The sequence below is a fragment of the Seonamhaeicola sp. ABD4_175 genome, from assembly GCF_056160885.1.
The window spans coordinates 586,739-605,041 of record NZ_JBSWYC010000001.1 but is presented as its reverse complement, the minus strand read 5'-3'; the positions used below and the strand labels follow the sequence as shown (position 1 = coordinate 605,041).

Genomic DNA, 18,303 nt, shown 5'->3' with positions numbered 1-18,303 from the left:
AAAAGAAAAGACAATGAATTTAAGAAGTTTTTTATTAACCGTAGCAACTGTTTGTACAGCAACTACCATGTTTGCTCAAGCAAATATTTTAAATGCTAAAAGCCCTGAAGATATTGGGGTGCGAACAGATGAACAAAAAGTAGTAGATAATGACAAGCCTTTAGAATACGGTTATGTTGATGATAGAGATATCTTATTTGCTAAAATGACGTGGGAACGCGTAGTGCTTAATGAGCGCTCTAACTTTCCGTTGTACTACCCAATTGATACTAATAACATTGGTAAAGACAGACGTAGTTTATATGATGTTTTAATGAAAAACATTAAAAACGGTAAAATAGAAAACATCTATGATGATTCATATTTTTCAACAAAACGTACTTTAAAAGATATTGAAGCAGCTTTAACTAAAGTTGATACCACTGAGCTTGGTATTGAGCAGTTAAATGCAGGCGAAACTCTATCTGCTGAGTATATTGATAAAAGAGCAATAACAGCGGCTGACATTGTTGAGTACCGTATTAAAGGTTTATGGTATTTTGACAAAAGACAATCTGAAATGAAATACAGATTGTTAGCTATAGCACCTGTAGCCCCAGATGTTAATTTTATAGACTCTGATAACCCAGATTTAGTGCCATTGTTTTGGGTGTTTTTCCCAGATGCCAGACAGGTGTTACATGAGGCTAAAGCTTTTAACGGTGAAAACAGTTCGCAACCTTTCTCTTTTGATCATGTGCTAAATTCTAGACGCTTTCATGGTTACATTTATAAAGAAGAAAATGTATATGGCGATAGAAAAATTACAGAGTACGTATCAGATAACGCGCTTATGCAGTTGCTAGAATCTGAAAGAATTAAAGATAAGATTAGAGATTTTGAATTAGATATGTGGACATACTAGTTTAAACTTATTAAATCATAATATTAAAAGCGCTCACTTTACAAAGTGAGCGCTTTTTTTGTGTTTATTAATAAAGGAAAACCTTCCATTTTATATCTTCGTGGCATGCAAGTAGATTATATTATTGTTGGCACCGGTTTAGCAGGTATTAGTTTTTGTGAACAGTTAAAGGCTAATAACAAAAGTTTTGTTGTTTTTGATGATGGTTCGCAGCAATCATCAATGGTGGCAGGTGGTTTGTATAATCCAGTAGTATTAAAGCGTTTTACAGCTGTTTGGCAAAGTAAAGAACAGTTAAATGTGGCATTGCCAATGTATAAAAACATTGAAAACCAATTAAATATAACTGTAGATTATAAAATACCAGTGTACCGAAAATTTGCATCAACCGAAGAGCAAAATAATTGGTTTACAGCTTCCGATAATGTTAAGCTTACTCAATATCTTTCAGAGGAAATAATAAAAAACACAAATACGGCTATTAATGCGCCTTTTGGTTTTGGTAAGGTGTTAAATACAGGTAGAATTGATGTTAAAACGTTAATTGAAGCTTATAAAAAAGACTTGAAAAGTAATAAGCAGCTTATTGAAAGTGGTTTTAATTATAACGAGTTACGAATTACAGGTTTAAATGTTGCTTATAATAATATTGAAGCTAAACATGTTGTTTTTGCTGAAGGTTATGGGCTTACTAAAAACCACTATTTTAATTACTTACCTTTAGTACCAGCAAAGGGCGAACTGCTTGTAATACATGCGCCAAATTTAAAAATAGATTTTGTGCTAAAGTCGGCAGCTTTTTTAATTCCTATTGGTAATGATAATTATATTGTTGGCGCTACTTATGAGTGGAAAGATTTAAGCAATAAAACAACCAACAAAGCAAAATTAGAGCTGTTAGATAAACTTAAAAATTTACTTAACTGTAACTTTACAGTGGTTAATCAGGTGGCAGGTATTAGGCCAACGGTTAAAGATAGAAGGCCTTTGGTTGGGCAACACCAAGAATATAAAAACTTATATGTTTTAAATGGCTTGGGTACGCGTGGTGTAATGATTGGGCCATACGTTGCCCAAAAGCTTTACAATTTTATTGAAAATGAAGTGCCTTTAGATACTGAAATAAATATAACAAGGTTTAAAGCGTAACGCTGCTGCGTTAAGGATAGCAGCGGCATCCTTTTTAAAACGTGTTTGCCAAAGTGTATTTTAAAAATGCTAAATATTTTGAAATATAATTACAGCTAACAAAGTGTTGTTATGTTTTAAAAAGATATAGCGTATAGCCTGACCCTTTAGGGTAACGCCCTAATTATTTTTTTACTAGATTTTTATCATAACTCATAAAAAAGTTAATCCAAATATTTCTAGACAAACGCATTATTACTGGCATAAAAACTACTAATGTGCCAACAATTGATATAAATGTAACTTTTAAATTTGCGTTAAAAATTAAATTGCTAATTATAAAAGCAGCCACTGCAAAAGCAACACCAACGGCGTAGCTAACATACATGGCGCCATAAAAAAATGAAGGCTCTATGCGGTATTTTGTTTGGCAGTGAGAGCAGCGTTCGTGCATTTTTAAAGTTTCGGCTAGGTTGTATGCGTTTTTATTTATGTACATTGATTCTTGCTGACACTTTGGGCAAGCGCCGGTTAAAATACTATATAGTTTGGTTCCTTTTTTAAACATTTATTTTAGTGTATTTTTGTACGCGTTTTTATAACGCAAAAATAAATTTATTAGTTTTAATAATTGTAACAAAAGTCACATATCTATGCTTAATATACATAATCTTTCCATTTCATTTCAAGGAGAATATCTTTTTGAAGACATTACTTTTAAGCTAAGTGGTGGCGATAGTGTTGGGCTTATTGGTAAAAATGGTGCAGGAAAATCTACCATGTTAAAAATTTTATCAAAAGATTTAGAGCCAGATTCTGGCCAAATTGCCACAGATAAAGCTTTAAAAATTGGATTTTTAAAACAAGACATAGATTTTATTTTAGGCAGAACCGTGTTAGAAGAAGCTTATGAGGCCTTTACCGAAATTAAAGCTTTAGAGGCAAAAATGGAAGCGGTAAATACACAATTGGCAGAACGAACCGATTATGAAAGTGAAGCCTACAACCAGTTAATGATTGATATTAACGATTTACAACACCACTACGAAATTTTAGGTGGCTATAATTACCAAGGTGATACTGAGAAGATTTTACAAGGTTTAGGGTTTAAACGCGAAGATTTTAACAAACTAACAGATACTTTTTCAGGCGGTTGGCGTATGCGTATAGAGTTGGCAAAACTACTGTTGCAAAACAACGACATTTTACTGTTAGATGAGCCCACAAACCACCTAGATATTGAATCTATTATTTGGTTAGAGGGCTTTTTAAAAAGCTATACGGGTGCAGTGGTTATTGTATCGCATGATAAAATGTTTTTAGATAATGTTACCAACCGTACCATTGAAATTTCTTTAGGTAGAATTTATGACTACCCAAAACCGTATTCAAAATACTTAGTTTTAAGAAAAGAGCTGAGAGAACAACAACTAGCATCACAAAAAAATCAGCAAAAACAAATTGAACAAACCGAAAAGCTTATTGAAAAGTTTAGAGCCAAAGCATCAAAAGCAACCATGGCACAATCTTTAATTAAAAAGCTTGATAAAATTGATAGAATTGAAGTTGATGAAGATGATAATAGTGTAATGACATTAAATTTTCCGGTATCAATAACACCTGGAAAAGTTGTTGTAGAAGCTGAAAAGGTTTCAAAAAATTATGGAGATAATCAAGTTTTAAGTGAAGTAAGTTTACTTATTGAACGCGATAGCAAAACGGCTTTTGTTGGTCAAAATGGGCAAGGTAAATCTACTTTGGCTAAAATTATTGTAGGCGATTTAAAATATAACGGCCACCTAAAATTAGGGCATAATGTGCAAATAGGATATTTTGCACAAAATCAAGCAGAATATCTAGATGGTAATAAAACTGTTTTAGATACCATGATTGATGCCGCTAATGAAACCAACAGAAGTAAAGTGCGCGATATTTTAGGCTCGTTTTTATTTAGAGGCGATGAGGTTGAAAAATATGTGCGTGTGCTTTCTGGAGGTGAGCGTAACCGTTTAGCCTTAGCAAAATTAATGCTTCAGCCGTTTAATGTGTTGGTAATGGATGAGCCTACAAACCATTTAGATATAAAATCTAAAAACGTATTAAAAGATGCTTTAACACGTTTTGAAGGTACTTTAATTTTAGTGTCGCATGATCGTGATTTTCTTCAAGGTTTAACTAATAAAGTTTATGAATTTAAAGACCAAAAGCTAAAAGAATATTTAGGTGATATAGATTATTACCTAGAACAGCGAAAAGTTGATAATTTAAGAGAGGTTGAAAAAAGAACTGTTGTAAAAGAAACACCAAAAGTTAAAAAACAACAAACCTACGAAGAACAAAAAAAGCTCAAATCTTTAAACAATAAGCTTAGCAATGTTGAAGCTAAAATAAGTGATTTAGAAAGAGATATTAAAGCCATTGATGCAGATTTAGAGGCTAATTATGAGCAGGTAACTTCACAACCTAACTTTTTTGATAACTACCAGAAAAAGAAAAAAGATTTACAAGAATTCATGGAAAAATGGGAATTGCTTCATGAAGCGTTAGAAATGTTAGAAAATTAAGTTACACATTAATTATTTTATGTTTTTTTTAACTTTATTCACTTAGGGGTTTAGGTAATTTTGCGTGTATACACCATCAAAATTACACTAAATGCGTAAAATTATACTATCCGCTATAGGCGTTTTGCTAATAGTAGTTTCTTTTTTTATTGCCAAAAATTTAATTGCTAGTAAAAATAAACCCAAACCTGTAAAAGGTAAAGTAGTTAAAACAGTTTTTGTAGATACGGTTAAAAATGCCACTATTCCTATAGTTGTTACAGCAAGCGGTAATACCGTAGCCAAACGTAGGGTAGAGCTTTATGCCGAAGTACAAGGTGTTTTTAAACAAACAGGAAAGCTTTTTAAACCTGGGCAAGTTTACAAAAAGGGGCAACCTTTAATTAGAATTGATGCTTCAGAATATTACGCAAGTGTACAATCTGCCAAAAGCAATTTGTATAATGATATTGCAGCAATTATGCCAGATTTAAGATTAGATTTCCCTGAGGTTTACAGCAAATGGCAACAATATTTATCTGGTTTTAATATTGAAAAAACAACGCCAAAGTTGCCTAAAATGACTTCAGAAAAGGAAAACTTTTTTATTACCGGCAGAGGCATAGTATCTAGTTACTATAATGTTAAAAATTTAGAACAACGTTTAGCAAAATATTCAATAAATGCGCCGTTTACTGGTGTGCTCACAGAGGCTTTAGTAACCGAAGGTACTTTGGTAAGAAATGGCCAAAAGTTAGGAGAATTTATTGATACTTCAGACTATGAAATTGAAGTAGCCATAAGCAAAACGTATGCACCATTTTTAAAAACTGGTAAAAAAGTAGTGTTAAAAACATTAGATGGTAATGCTACTTACACAGGTACGGTAGTACGAGTTAATGGTAGTGTAGATTTAACCACACAAACCATAACAGCATTTATTGAGGTAGCGCACCCAGATTTAAAAGAAGGTATTTATTTAGAGGCTGAATTAGATGCTAAAAACGAAGAAAATGCTATTGAAATTAACAGGTCTTTATTAACCGATGATAACACCATTTTTATTTTAAAAGATAGTGTTTTAGATGTTGTACCCGTAAAACCAGTATACTTTACAGATACCAAAGTGGTTTTAAAAGGCGTAAAAGATAATGTTATTTATGTGAGCCAACCAGTGCCGGGAGCATACAAAGGTATGTTGGCAAAACCAGCAAGTAAAGCATTAGCAACAACACAAGAATAATGAAAAAGATAATTGAATATTTTATACGCTACCATGTTGCTGTTAACGTGGTAATTTTAGCCTTTTTTGTGTTTGGTATTATTGGTATGCTATCGTTAAAATCGTCTTTTTTTCCGTTAGTAGAATCAAAAATAATTACAGTAGCCATTACCTATCCTGGGGCATCTCCACAAGAAATAGAAGAAGGTATTGTGCTTCAAATTGAAGATAATTTAAAGGGCTTAAAGGGTGTAGATAGAGTTACATCAGTTTCTAGAGAAAACAGCGGAAGCATAACTGTTGAAATTGAAAAAGGCGAAAACTTAGATTTTATGCTTTTAGAGGTTAAAAATGCCGTTGATAGAGTGCCGTCATTCCCATCGGGCATGGAGCCTTTGGTGGTTTCAAAACAAGAAGCTGTTAGAGAAACTATATCATTTGCTGTTAGCGGTAAAGACATTCCGTTAGTAACTCTTAAACAAATTGCGCGCCAAATAGAAACAGATTTGCGTGCTATTGATGGTATTTCGCAAATTGAAATTTCTGGTTTCCCAGATGAAGAAATTGAAATTGCTGTAAACGAAACCAGCTTATTAGCTTATAATTTAACTTTTAATGAAGTTGCTCAAGCTGTTAGTAACGCTAATATTTTAGTAACAGGTGGTAACGTTAAAACAACTACCGAAGAGTATTTAATTAGAGCAAATAACAGAGAATATTACGGTAGCGAGCTTTCAAATATTGTAGTAAGAGCCAGTAATGATGGTAAAATAATAAGGTTAAAAGATGTTGCTGAAATTCGAGATGTATTTTCTGAAACACCTAAAGCTACTTATTTTAATAAAGAATTAGCAGTAAATGTATCGGTTACTAGTACTAATAATGAAGATTTAATTTCATCGGCAGATAGGGTTAAAGAATACATTGAAACATACAACCAAAAATATACCAATTTAAAGCTTGATGTAGTAAGAGATTTATCTATAACCTTAAATCAACGCACAGAGTTATTAGCAGAAAATGCTATTGTAGGTATGATTTTAGTTTTAGTATTTCTATCTATTTTTTTAAATACAAGATTAGCCCTTTGGGTTGCTTTTGGTTTGCCAATTTCGTTTTTAGGGATGTTTATTTTTGCAGGCCAGTTTGATGTTACTATAAACGTATTGTCATTATTCGGAATGATTATCGTTATTGGTATTTTGGTAGATGATGGTATTGTAATTGCCGAAAATATTTATCAACACTACGAAAAAGGGAAAAAACCAGTACAAGCAGCTATTGATGGTACTTTAGAAGTTATTCCGCCAGTGGTTTCGGCCATTATTACAACGCTTTTAGCCTTTTCATTGTTCTTCTTTTTAGATAGTAGAATAGGTGAGTTTTTTGGTGAAGTATCAGTAATTGTAATATTAACACTAGTTGTTTCGTTAGTAGAAGCTTTAATAATTTTACCAGCGCATTTAGCACATTCAAAAGCATTAAGAGTTAAAAAAGAAACGCTTCAAAACTCCAAAGCTTCAAACAGTTTTTTTGCTTTTATGAGAGGTTTAAACAAAAGTGGCGATAGATTCATGTCTTTTTTAAGAGATAAAGTTTACACACCGGTGCTTAACTTTGTGTTGGCCTATAAAATTTTGGCATTAGGCATTTTTATAATGTTACTAGTTTTAACCGTAGGATCAATTGGTGGCGGCATAATTAAAACAGCCTTTTTCCCAAGAATTGCTAGTGATACTGCAACAATTGAATTAGAAATGCCTGCCGGTACTAATGTTAAAATTACAGATTCTATTATTTCTATGATTGAAGAAAAATCATTTATAGTAAATAAAGAACTTACCGAGAAGTATTTAAAAGGCACCGGTAAAGAGTTGTTTGAAAACACTATTGTAGATATTAGCAGTTCATCTAGTGCAACACTTAAAATTAATCTTTTACCAGGTGAAGAACGCCCTGATGAAATTCAATCGTTTTTAGTAACTAATAGGTTAGAGGAGCTTGTTGGCCCTGTAATTGGTACAGAGCGCTTAATTTATGGCTCTGGTGGAAATTTTGGCGGTAACCCTGTTTCGGTTTCACTATTAAGTAATAATATTGAAGAGTTAAAAGCATCAAAAAATGCCTTAAAAAAATATTTGCAAACAAACCCGCTGTTAAAAGATATTGGTGATAATGATCCTGCGGGTATCAAAGAAATTCGCCTTCAACTTAAAGAAAACGCCTATTTATTGGGCTTAGATTTAAGAACTGTTATGGCTCAAGTGCGTTCAGGTTTTTTTGGAGCGCAAGCACAACGGTTTCAACGTGGACAAGACGAAATTAAAGTTTGGGTGCGTTATGATAGAGCAAACCGTAGCTCTATTAATAATTTAGATAACATGCGTATAGTTACCCCAACAGGAGCACGCGTTACTTTAAAAGATATTGCAAATTATAATATTGTTAGAGGAGATGTAGCTATAAACCATTTAGAAGGTAAGCGAGAAATACAAGTATATGCAGATTTAAAAGACCCAAGTAATAGTCCAACAGATATTTTAGATGATATTAAAGAAAATTTTATTCCGCAATTGCAAATAAAATATCCGTCGTTAAGTGCATCTTTTGAAGGTCAAAATAGAGAATTCAACAAACTTTCAAGTTCTTTAGGGTTTGCAGGCCCTGTAATTTTGCTGTTAATATACATTACCATTGCTTTTACATTTAGAAGTTATTCACAACCATTATTACTAATTCTTTTAATACCATTTAGTTTAACAGCTGTGGCTTGGGGACATTGGATATCTGGTTTTCCGGTAAATATTTTATCACTATTAGGTATTATAGCATTAATAGGTATTATGGTAAATGACGGTCTGGTTTTAATAGGAAAGTTTAATACCAATTTAAGAGACGGGATGAGGTTTGAAGAAGCCCTATCTGAAGCAGGAAAATCACGTTTTAGAGCCATTTTCCTAACATCACTAACAACCATTGCTGGTTTAGCACCATTACTTTTAGAAAAAAGTAGACAAGCGCAATTTTTAAAACCTATGGCAATATCAATTTCTTATGGTATTGGCTATGCAACCGTATTAACATTATTGGTTTTACCGCTGTTTTTATCATTTAGTAACAGCATAAAGCAAGGCTTTAAATGGTTAATTACCGGAAATAAAGTAACAAAAGAAGAAGTAGAACGTGCCATTATAGAGCAAAATGAAGAACATGAACATGAAAATTAGTTTTGTAAGTCTGTTATTTTTTACAACCGTTTTATTTGCACAACAAAAAATAACACCAAAAGATGCGGTAACATTAGCGCTAGATAATAATTATGGTATAAAATTAGCTGAAAATCAAGTTGAAGTTGCTAAAAATAATGCCAGCATATTAAACAATGGCTACCTGCCAACATTACGAGGTGTTGCTGGTGCAACCTACAATATAGATAACACAGAAGCTGAGTTTTCAAACGGAGATGTTACTAATTTAAACGGGGCAGAAAGTTCACGCTATAATGCTTCAGTAGAATTGGGGTATACTATTTTTGATGGTTTAGGGCGTTCATACAACTATAAACAATTAAAAGAAACTCAGCAATTAACGGCTTTACAAGCTAGAGAAACCATTGAAAATACTATTCTGCAACTTTTCACAATATATTATAATGTAGCTGAATTTAAAGAAAATAAGGCAGCGTTAGCACAAACTCTTAATATTTCAAACGATAGGCTTACCAGAGCTAAATATCAATTTGATTATGGGCAATCTACTAAACTAGAAATTTTAAATGCTGAAGTTGATATTAACAATGACAGTATTAATGTAATGAATGCCCAACAGCAACTTCAAAGTGCTAAACGAGACTTAAACCTAGTTTTAGGAAATGCAATAACCAATACTTTTGATGTTGAAACAAATGTGGTTTTTACAAACCTGTTAAGTAAAACAGATTTACTTAATAAAGCAAAAGCCTACAACGCTAGTTTACTTCAAATAAATAAAAATATTGAAATAAATAACTTAATAGTAAAATCTGAAAAGGCAGCCTATTTGCCAACAATTGGTTTAACGGGTAGTTACGGTTGGAATAAAAATGATAACAATGCAGCATCATTTTTAGCAGTATCAACAAATACAGGCTTTTCCGGTGGTGTTAATTTAAGTTGGAATTTATTTGATGGCGGTAGCACTATAACGCGCGTAAAGAATGCTAAAATAAATTTAGAAAATCAAAACCTTCAAAAAGAAGAATTATTAATAACCTTAGAGCGTGATTTTAATAATGCTTGGGATGATTATCAAAACAAACTTAGTATATACAAATTACAAGAAAAAAATATAATAACAACACAAAATAACTTTGATAGAACTGCTGAAAAGTTCAAATTGGGGCAACTCAATTCTATAGAGTTTAGGCAAGCACAAATAAATTTACTCAATGCAGAGTTAACAAAAAATCAAGCCAAATATGCTGCAAAAATAGCAGAATTAGAACTTTTAAAAATTAGTGGCGAACTGTTGAATATCAATTTTTAAGGTAAGATTATTCGTATAACATAGATGAAATACATGTTTTTAAGGATTAAGTGTTAAAATATCGTGCATTTAATCGATTAAAATGGTTTTTAATCCTTTTTTAAGTTAGTTTCGTAATAGAATTAACCCCTAATCTAGTTCTACAATGAAAACTTTAAAACTTATAGCCATTTGTTTATTCACAACAGCATATACTTTTGCTGATAATGTTTCACTACTTCAAAAAGAAGCTCTAATTGTATTTTATAATGCCACAAACGGTAGTAATTGGAATACAAAATGGAACTTATCAGCCGATGTTAGTACATGGCATGGTATTACTGTTGAAAACAATAAAGTAACAGAAATTAATTTACCATTTAATAATTTACAAGGTGAATTACCACAAGAAATTGCAAACTTAACAAGTCTTAAAGTATTAAATTTAGGGTTTAACAAAATTTCAGGAAACATACCTGCATCAATAAGTCATTTACAAGATTTAACCTCTTTAGAATTATTTATGAATGCTTTTGAAGGTAACATTCCATCAGAGCTAGGAAATCTTAAAAATTTACAATCGTTAAAATTATATAGCAATAAGTTAACTGGAGAAATTCCAACAAGCTTAATGCAATTAACAAACCTAGAAGAGCTTTTAATAGGAAGCAACTTTTTAACAGGAACTATACCAACTAATATTAATGCCTTATCAAAACTTAAAAAATTAAGTTTAATGGATAACAAATTAGTGGGCGAAATACCAGTTCAATTAAGTCAATTAAATAATTTAGAAGAATTGTTATTGTCTTCTAACAACCTAACTGGCGATTTGCCAATTGAGCTAGTTAACTTAAAAAAGTTAAATACAGTAATGGTTAGTGATAATAACTTAAACGAAGAATATGTAAGTATTTCTGGTAAAAATCCTCCAGGAATGATGACAATAGACACAAACGCAACAGCGGTATTAGATATTGAAAAAGAATAATTTTTTTAGAGTAAAGTTTTATATTGTTAGTTTAAAGCAGTCTTTTATAGGCTGCTTTTTTAGTTTTATAATAATAAATAGTTTTAAAAGCTTAATATTCAGCAACTAATAATTGTTTCGAAAATAATTTTAAAATATTGCTTGTTAAATGTAAAAAGGGTTGTATATTTGCAGTCCAATATCGCGGGATAGAGCAGTAGGTAGCTCGTCGGGCTCATAACCCGAAGGTCACTGGTTCGAGTCCAGTTCCCGCTACGAGTAATGACAAGGGTTTCAAGAAATTGAAGCCCTTTTTTTTGTTTCTCTGTACAACATATGTACAACAAACTGCTCCTTGAAGATGAAAATTTGGTATTTGTTAGTTTTCAATTGAATTCTGTATTTCACTAAAGATTCTTTGGATAATGCTTCTTTTTTTTGTGAAGTATTCTACTTGTCCAGACATGTTATGAGTGAATTCAATTGTTTTTTTGTGATTGGTTTTTAACCCTTCAGGGAGTTCTATGTCCATATAATAAATTGAGTCATGATAAACTTTTGATTTGTTTTTTACTATGCCTTTTATCTCTCCAAATTCTTTATGCGGATAGTCTTTTAACTTAATTAACACTGTGTCCAATGTTTTGATTTTACCATATCCGTCAGCGGACATTACACCCCTTGCATAAATGCTATCTGCCTTAGGTAATAAAATAAATAAGGGAGAGTCTTTTTTGACATATTGTGTTGAACCCAAAAAGGGTTTATAGAATTCAATTTTTCCAGAAACAGGTGATTCTATAGTATAATTATACTCCCAGAAATCAATAGCCGTTTTTAATTCGTAAAAAGTCTTTTTTAAATTAAATGATGCATCTTTGAGAGTTTTTTTTCTTTCTTTTTTTAGAAATTGAATGTTATCCAATAACTCTTGATTAGTATGAATTAGTTCTTGATTATTTGATATTAGAGATAATTCTTTTTCTTTAAAATTCAAAGTATTTAATTTAGATTCGTTTACTTTATCTTTCACTATAATATTATCGCTGAATAAGGAAGAATCTACTTTGAACGAGTTTTGAATAATTATGTTTTTTTCGTCAAACACTTTTTTTGCTGATTTATCAAGTCTTAATTTTTCGTTATTTCTGTAAATTTTACTTCTTAAGTTCTTTATTTTTTGTCCAGTGAGATCAATCTTAAGTAAATTGACGTACTCCGTTAATGCTAGCAAGAAATTGTAATAGAATTTTTCTATATCCCCTAATTTTAAATCATCTTTAAAAGCTAAATAAGGATTAGTGGGTATACTATCTAGATTGAATAGTTCTAACTTTTTTTTAAGAGATATTAGGTCATTGTATATCGTAGGAGTTTTTATAAGGGCAATTAGTTCTCCTTTTTGTATATACGTATTTTCTTTTATTAAAATTTCTATTTCACCGTTATTTGGAGAATAAATATTATTTATTTGTTCGTTTGAGATAATAAATGTATTGCCAGTTATTTTTTCAGGATATTTTACAAGTGCCCCTATAGTAACTACAAGAAATAAAAAGATGAAAACAAAAGCTATAATCCTTTTGTAACTTTTTATATTGCTAACTAATGAAATATCTCCAAGCTCTTCAGACTCATATTTCCCTATATCACTGTTCATTTTCTTTGATTAGTAATTGGTTTTCAAATAATTTATAAAAAAAAGACTTTTTTTTAACTAACTGATTGAAAGTTCCAGCGTCTACTATATTGCCCTTGTCAATGGTAATTATAAAATCTGCGCACTTTATTGTTGATAATTTATGAGATACTAAAATTATTGTTTGATTTTTTAATCCACTAGTAAAAACATCAAGTATTTTTTTTTCACTTATTGAATCTATAGCGTTTGTAGCCTCATCCATAATTAAAAGCTTTGGTCTCTTATACAAGGCTCTTGCCATTAACAAACGTTGTTTTTGTCCTTGGCTTAAACCTTTACCTCCTTCTTTTAATTCAGTGTTTAGACCCCTTGGTAATTTATAGATTTCTTCTTTTAGATTAACCCAAGAAATTACTTTTTCAACTAGCTTAGAATTGTGGTCTCTTTCTTCTCCCATAACTATATTGTTTAAAATGGTGTCTTTGTATAGCGTACTTTCTTGAAAAACAACCCCTGAGCGTTTTCGTATAAAATCATTATCAAATACCTTTAGGTTGTTTTTCCCAATATTAATAGTGCCAGAGTAATCATCGTAAACTTTAGCTATTAATTTTAAAATAGTACTTTTTCCACATCCACTAACTCCAACTATGGCTGTAATTTTTTTGTCTGGAATCCTAAAAGTAATATTATTTAAGACCCCTTTAGAGTTGTCTTTGTATCTAAATGAAACATTTTTAAAAATAATGTCATTATTATTATCATCGAAATTTGTAACTAATAAATCAGATTTAATTTGTTCGTTAGGAATATTATTGATTTCATTCACTCTTAAAAAGCTTATAAATGCAGATTGAGCAGTTTTTATGAAATTTACTAATTCCATAACAGGAGCTCCTAATTGCCCAATAATAAATTGGATAGATATTAATGATCCTAACGTCAGCTCTCCTTGAATTACCAGATATGCTCCATAAAAAGTCAACCCAATATCTTTAATCCCATTGATAAAATCAGCACCTAGTTGCTGTAATCTGTCAATATTTAAAAGTTTAATTCCAACATTGTATAGAGAGGCCTGAATTTTTTCCCATTTCCACCTTCTATTCAGAGAGTAATTATTTAACTTAATATCTTCAAAGTTTTTTAATATTTCGATCCAAGAGCTTTGGTTTTTGCCCATTAATTGATAATATTTTATGTCCATTTTTTTTCTTATTCCATAAAAAGCTGAAACCCATAGAACATATAAAACAGTAGAGGTTATGAAGATGACGAACAATATCTTATTAAAAAAGAATAGAATAATGCCATAGATTAATATTATAAGAGCAGACATTACCACCGAAACAGCTGAATTAGATACGAACTGTTGAATCCTTTCTTGGTCTCTTGAACGCTGGATTATATCTCCGAGAAGCATCCCGTCTATAAAACTAACAGGTAAAGAAAAAACTTTAATTAAATAATCAGTAATTATGGAGATTTTCATTCTGCTTGCAATATGTAATGAAATTGATGCTCTAATCCATTCTCCAATACTTCTAAAAACAATTAGGCAGACGTTAGCGATTAAGACTACTGTAATGAAATTAAAATCATTTCCAGAAATACCTACATCAATTATTGACCGAGTAATGAAAGGTAAGGATGCATAAACTAAGGCAATTATTATCATTACCAATAATAGTTGCAGTAAATTTTTTTTATAATCAGATAGGTGTCTGAATAGAAACTCTAATGCTGATAAATAATTAGTTTTACTGCTTTTTTGCTCTACAAAGTTTTCGGATAATTCTAGACTAATTACTTTGCCTATTTTTTCATCACCAAGCCAGTTTGGAAGGAATTCCTTTTTATCATATTTTAAAAGACCTGTAGAGGGGTCTGATACATAAATAACATCATTTTTAATTTTATATAAGACAACATAGTGATTCTTATTCCAATGAATAATAATGGGTTTTTTTATAGAAATTAAGTCATTATAAGATAAATCATAAACGTATGTCCTAAAACCAATTTCTTCGCCTATTTCACAGAGTGAAAGTATTGATATTCCCTTAGAGGTAAGTTCTCTATTGTAAGAAGAAATATCAATTATTTTGCTATAATATTTAGCAACAATTTTTAAACAGGTTAATCCACAACTACGAGTATTAAGTTGAGGATAATGAGGAAAGGGCTTAATCATTTAACTCAATTTTACGAATAACAAAGGGGATGTAAGTCATGAAACGATTATCGATTAGGAATGTAGAAAAAATTCTAAAAATCACCTCTCTAAATAAACTCCATTTTTGCGAATTCGTGTTGTTCAAATCGAGCAAGTATGCTTTGTAAAGGGGTATGTTTTCAATTGATGGGATAGTTGGCGTTTCTGTTAATAATTTATCTAAATCTAAATTTCCTAAATCGTTATTTAAGTAGTTTGATTTAATGTTTTTTTTGTCACGTGAATATGAATTATTGAATTTATCTAAGATACTTTTTTTGTTTTTTAATAGGGTAGATGTATTAAAAGATGTCCCATCATCATATGAAAAGACTAACCAGCAATCAATTAAATATTCTAAGAAACTAATGAAGAGAGCTGAGTCTTCGTAGAACCATAAAGTTTTTATTTTCTTCATCAGTGCCAACGAAAGGTTTAGTTGTGTAGACTCCTCTAATATATTGTTGCTGCTGTTTAGTATGAATCTTGAAGTTTTATAGAAAATAGAAGCTACTGCATAATAAATACTATCATTTGAAAACCTATATCTAGGGTCAAATTGAAAAGGAAAAGATACTTTGATTAAATCTGATTTATTCTGAAATAATAGATTTAGACGATCTATTAAATAGTCATTTATAAACTCATTGTCTGAATCTATGACAATGTATATATTTTGTTCAACTTTATTTTTGCCTACAGGTTTTGATGAAAAAAAATAGTATTCAATTTTTCTATAGTCTATACTTTTAATTAAAGTATGAATTTTTCTTATTGTTTCATCTAAAATATGACTATTCGTTTTTTTTCCTGTATCTATTTCAATTACTAAATAGTCTGTGGATACTTTTGAAAATGCTTGTGATTTAGAATAATAAGGTAGTAAACCTCCATAGTTATCAAGTTCTTTGCTAATTAATTCAATAAAAGGCTCTTTGTTCTTTTCTATATGAATTCCTTGGATGGATTGAATTAATTTTGCATAAAATTTAGAGTCAAGATTTTTTAAGTGCCTCATTCTATATTTTCCATCTCCACACCAGTTACCTGTTGTTTTAAGTTTAAATTCAGATATTAAATCCATAATTGAATTGATAGGAAATAGTAATTCATTAATGTTTTTTCCACCCATAATATCAAAGAGTAAAGAAGTAATTTTCACCCTTTTGAAATATATTTCCTCATCTGATAAACCTCTACCTCCATTCTTTTCTAATTTTTTGGTGTGCGGAATTAAATACTTCAAAAAGTTATCAGTATCATTAAGAATTTCTCCTTTAGAAATCATATTGATGAAAGCACCTTTGCACGTTATATAGTCTACCCATAATATTTCTTGGATATTCTGAACTGGTATTACAATCGCTTGTATTTTTAAGTTTTCAAAAGGTAGAGTTTCATTGAATACTGTATTCCTATCCTTGGTGAAAATCAAAACATCAATATCTGAGTACTCATTGTTATTTCCATCTATATAGCTTCCAGATACTAAACAAGCATAATGACTTGAATAGTATTGATTTAGAAAATCTGTGAGATTTTTAATATTTTTTTTATCTATAGCCATTTGTTTTTAAGAAATATTTGCTTATGTTTGATGAGGTAAATCTTACAATATTTTTAAAATGCAAAAATGGATAATTATTTCAATTTAAACTATATTATTTATGAAAAATTTAAAGTTTCCTGAAGTTTCTAAGGAAAAACAGCAAAGTATTTATGGAGCAACTGGTAGCGCGTATTCTGATGATTTTTGGGATCAATGGGATGCGGGAGATGAATTAGATCCTGTTTATATTGGAGGAGGAGATTCTGGAGGTGATTTTGACTGGGAGGGTACATTTGGAGATGGTCAAAATGATGCTGATGATTATTATGGAGGATCAGGAAGTAGTTCTGGAGATGGTTCAGATTCAACTCAACAGCAAAGTGGCTGGGATAATAGTGATTTTTTGGCGTATTATGAAGGTGGAGATGGAGTGCCTGTTTCGTTACATCAAATAGGTCATTTTGAAAATATAAGAAATAGTTCTGTATTTACTGATTTGATGAGTCGAGTTGAAACACAAATAGACGCAGTTGTTGAAAGTCACCTAGACTCATGTGGGACTAATCAATGTGAAACGATTGAGTACGATTTTTTAAATGTATATGATTTTACAGATGTAGTATTTCCAATTGGAAGTGCAATTGTTTCAGGGGTTTTATCGAATGTTGAATTAACAATAAGCCCATCTGGTAATCTTGTCGGCTGGACAGGAGATATTTATCTTACTTTCCATGATGTATTTGAAGATCCTATAGATATTTACAATAAAATTCCTGGTACTATTGATTATGCAGACCCTTTTATAATTAATGAAAGTTGGACTGAAACTATAAATGGGACAGTTACTAATACTACAGGAGAAGGAGGTTATGATAGTCCAGAAGAATATTTTGAATATGAATATGGTTATTAATTGAATTGAATGAAATTATTAGCTTATTTTTTGTTTGTGCAATCTGTTTTATTTAGTTGTAAAGGACAGGAAAAGAAAAACTTTGATTCAGAATATAAGAGTGTTGATGCCTATTTTGAAAAGGTTCACGAATTAGAGAAACTAGAACTTATAAAGGAAAATTTAATTCTAGATGTTGATAGTTTTATTGTGTCTGATAATTACAGAAAAGATGGAGAAAATCGATTCAATAAATTAGGCAGAAAGAAATACTTAAAGATTAAAGGAGAGATTTATCCTGAATTTTTTAAAAATTATTTATACCAACAACATATAAAATATGAAAACGAGGTATATGCTTTGTATTTTACTATGGCTGGTTTTGATGATATGCAATGGAAGATTTTCGCTTGTCCTGAGGAGAATTGGTCTAATCACAAAGAATTAAAGAGAAATCTAGAAGGTAAGTCTCCTTTTAAGGAATTACTATTTAGTTACGATGAAGGTAAGACTAAGAACTATAAGAACGCTAGAATGTTTATTAAGAATGACTATTTAGTATTTGAAAGAGGGAATTTGTGTCATTCGCTTTATGACCTCAAAAATAAAAAAGTAGTGTTGAACGTAGAAAACCCTTACTCATCATCTTTAGGTGAAAACCAAAATGATTGGATTAGAGTTAATCTACATGAAAAGATAAAAGCATATTTAGCTACAGCAAGATAAAACATTTTT

General features: G+C 30.7%; 13 protein-coding genes and 1 tRNA gene. 10 read left to right on the top strand and 4 right to left on the bottom strand.

What is annotated here, in order from left to right; genetic code table 11:
• Positions 1–13: 13 nt before the first annotated feature.
• Together porN and ACXAG4_RS02420 are read left to right on the top strand one after the other, a co-directional pair.
• Positions 14–904: a type IX secretion system ring subunit PorN/GldN gene (porN, locus tag ACXAG4_RS02425; protein ID WP_475294481.1), complete on the top strand. Its 891-nt coding sequence runs from the start codon at positions 14–16 to the stop codon at positions 902–904.
• Between the two features lie 105 nt (positions 905–1,009).
• Entirely contained in the window at positions 1,010–2,053 is a 1,044-nt protein-coding gene (locus ACXAG4_RS02420; RefSeq protein ID WP_475295232.1) for an NAD(P)/FAD-dependent oxidoreductase, read from the top strand.
• A gap of 163 nt (positions 2,054–2,216) precedes the next feature.
• Here ACXAG4_RS02420 and ACXAG4_RS02415 read toward each other — a convergent pair whose 3' ends face one another.
• A complete protein-coding gene (locus tag ACXAG4_RS02415) occupies positions 2,217–2,600 on the bottom strand; it encodes a DUF983 domain-containing protein (protein ID WP_475294480.1) in 384 nt (127 codons plus the stop codon).
• Between the two features lie 85 nt (positions 2,601–2,685).
• Between ACXAG4_RS02415 and ACXAG4_RS02410 the strand changes: the two genes are divergently transcribed.
• From ACXAG4_RS02410 to ACXAG4_RS02385, 6 genes are all read left to right on the top strand, one after another.
• Positions 2,686–4,596, top strand: a complete 1,911-nt coding sequence (locus tag ACXAG4_RS02410; protein WP_475294479.1) for an ABC-F family ATP-binding cassette domain-containing protein — start codon at positions 2,686–2,688, stop codon at positions 4,594–4,596.
• A gap of 91 nt (positions 4,597–4,687) precedes the next feature.
• Positions 4,688–5,818: an efflux RND transporter periplasmic adaptor subunit gene (locus ACXAG4_RS02405; protein ID WP_475294478.1), complete on the top strand. Its 1,131-nt coding sequence runs from the start codon at positions 4,688–4,690 to the stop codon at positions 5,816–5,818.
• On the top strand, positions 5,818–9,024 hold the full coding sequence (locus ACXAG4_RS02400) for an efflux RND transporter permease subunit (protein ID WP_475294477.1): 3,207 nt from the start codon (positions 5,818–5,820) through the stop codon (positions 9,022–9,024). Before ACXAG4_RS02405 ends, ACXAG4_RS02400 begins: the two co-directional genes overlap by 1 nt.
• Positions 9,008–10,321 carry a TolC family protein gene (locus tag ACXAG4_RS02395; protein ID WP_475294476.1) on the top strand — a complete coding sequence of 438 codons (1,314 nt, stop codon included), beginning with the start codon at positions 9,008–9,010 and terminating at the stop codon, positions 10,319–10,321. Before ACXAG4_RS02400 ends, ACXAG4_RS02395 begins: the two co-directional genes overlap by 17 nt.
• A gap of 145 nt (positions 10,322–10,466) precedes the next feature.
• Complete coding sequence (locus ACXAG4_RS02390; protein WP_475294475.1) at positions 10,467–11,291, top strand: leucine-rich repeat domain-containing protein; 825 nt, start codon at positions 10,467–10,469, stop codon at positions 11,289–11,291.
• A gap of 182 nt (positions 11,292–11,473) precedes the next feature.
• A tRNA-Met gene (locus tag ACXAG4_RS02385) sits at positions 11,474–11,546 on the top strand.
• A gap of 103 nt (positions 11,547–11,649) precedes the next feature.
• Here ACXAG4_RS02385 and ACXAG4_RS02380 read toward each other — a convergent pair.
• The 3 genes from ACXAG4_RS02380 to ACXAG4_RS02370 are packed head-to-tail and all read right to left on the bottom strand — an operon-like array spanning position 11,650 to position 16,694.
• The gene (locus tag ACXAG4_RS02380; protein WP_475294474.1) at positions 11,650–12,930 is read right to left on the bottom strand and encodes an HlyD family secretion protein; all 1,281 of its coding nucleotides are present in this window, start codon (positions 12,928–12,930) and stop codon (positions 11,650–11,652) included.
• A complete protein-coding gene (locus ACXAG4_RS02375) occupies positions 12,920–15,106 on the bottom strand; it encodes a peptidase domain-containing ABC transporter (protein WP_475294473.1) in 2,187 nt (728 codons plus the stop codon). Before ACXAG4_RS02375 ends, ACXAG4_RS02380 begins: the two co-directional genes overlap by 11 nt.
• Positions 15,099–16,694, bottom strand: a complete 1,596-nt coding sequence (locus ACXAG4_RS02370) for a nucleotidyltransferase domain-containing protein (protein ID WP_475294472.1) — start codon at positions 16,692–16,694, stop codon at positions 15,099–15,101. Before ACXAG4_RS02370 ends, ACXAG4_RS02375 begins: the two co-directional genes overlap by 8 nt.
• Before the next feature lie 100 nt (positions 16,695–16,794).
• On the opposite strand from ACXAG4_RS02370, the gene ACXAG4_RS02365 reads away from it, so the two are divergent.
• Together ACXAG4_RS02365 and ACXAG4_RS02360 are read left to right on the top strand one after the other, a co-directional pair.
• Positions 16,795–17,589, top strand: a complete 795-nt coding sequence (locus ACXAG4_RS02365) for a hypothetical protein (RefSeq protein ID WP_475294471.1) — start codon at positions 16,795–16,797, stop codon at positions 17,587–17,589.
• Positions 17,590–17,598: 9 nt separating this feature from the next.
• Entirely contained in the window at positions 17,599–18,294 is a 696-nt protein-coding gene (locus tag ACXAG4_RS02360) for a hypothetical protein (RefSeq protein WP_475294470.1), read from the top strand.
• Positions 18,295–18,303: the final 9 nt, after the last annotated feature.